This is a genomic window from uncultured Roseobacter sp. (assembly GCF_947495275.1).
Lineage (GTDB): Bacteria > Pseudomonadota > Alphaproteobacteria > Rhodobacterales > Rhodobacteraceae > Roseobacter.
In genome coordinates this window covers 1-1,394 of sequence record NZ_CANLYL010000048.1, presented here as the reverse complement: position 1 = coordinate 1,394, position 1,394 = coordinate 1, and the positions used below count along the sequence as shown (strand labels likewise).

The 1,394-nt window shown below is 56.4% G+C and carries 1 pseudogene; it reads right to left on the bottom strand.

Annotated features, from left to right (window positions below):
• Positions 1-257: 257 nt before the first annotated feature.
• A pseudogene (locus Q0802_RS24615) lies at positions 258-1,276 on the bottom strand (IS110 family transposase).
• Positions 1,277-1,394 lie beyond the last annotated feature (118 nt).

The window sequence follows — 1,394 nt, the reverse complement described above, 5'->3', positions numbered from 1 at the left end:
GAATATCTTGTGTGGATGTCTCCTGCATAGCAAGATATTTTTTGAGCTGATATGAGCGTCTGTCAGATGCAGTCGTGTGTCCGGCCTGTTGGCGCAGCGCACGCGGCTGCTGGCCCTAATGGTTTCCGCTGACCAAGTCCCAAACGGCAATACGGACAACTTTGTGTCCCAGACATTCGACGGGGTGTCTTGGTTGGCGGGCTGACATTGCTCCATCATCTCAATGGTCTTGCGTCTCTTATGTTCCCTCTATGAGTTTATGCTGCATGTGGTTGGTAGCGTTCGTTTCGTGTCAGGACGGCCCAGACGATCCGAGCGGTTTTGTTGGCCATGGCCACGGTTGCTAACCTTGGGGGCTTTCGCTCCAACAGGGCGATTGCCCATGGATCTGCGCGGTCGGGATCGTCCTTCATGTGTCTCAGGCGTGCCGTCATGCCTGCCACCAATAGGTGTCTGACGTATTTGTCTCCCATTTTTGAGATACGCCCCAGACGCTCTTTGCCGTCGCTTGATCGGTTGATAGGCGTCAGTCCCAGCCAAGCAGCAAACTCTCGCCCACTGCGAAATTGATGTCCGTCGCCCGCTGTAGCGACGATGGCCGAGGCGGTCACAGGGCCGACCCCGGGAATGGTTCGCAACGGCATGACTTGGCGGTCTCTTCGACCCTCAAGCAGGATGCGTTTATCATACCAAAGGATACGCAAATGCAGAGCAACCATCTGGTTGCATAGGTTTGTCAGGACCTCGATGGCGACTTCAGGAATGCTCGGACGGTCTCCGTCCAGCACCGCCTTTGCAAACTTCACAGCACTGCCGATACCTTGAGCAATCACGATGCCGAACTCACCCAGCAGGCCACGCTGCATGTTGCTGAGCTGGTCCTTTGCCGCACGACCATGTCACGGGCACGGTGGAGGAACAGGACACCCTGCTGTTCCTCAGTTTTGATCGCCACGAAACGCATCGTAGGGCGCGTGACCGCTTCACAGATCGCCTCTGCATCGATGGCGTCGGACTTGCCGCGTTTGACATAGGTCTTCACATACATTGCAGGCATCAGACGGACTTCATAACCCAGCTTCAGGAATTGCCGCGCCCAATGGTGGCTCGACCCGCAAGCTTCCATGCCGATGAGACATGGCTCAATGTTCTCGAAGAAGTCCAAGAGCTGCGCCCGCCTGAGTGACTTATTGAACGCAACGGTCCCGTCCGCTGTGATCCCGTGCACCTGAAAGATGTTCTTGGCCAGTTCTAGGCCGACTGTTGTAACCTGCATTGGGTGGCTCCTTTCCTAGCAGTGATAGACAACTGCATTATGGCGCATTGCGACGCCGGTGGAGCAGGAGCCATCCACCCCATCCGCAATGCGGGCTGCGACCGCAGAATTGGACACC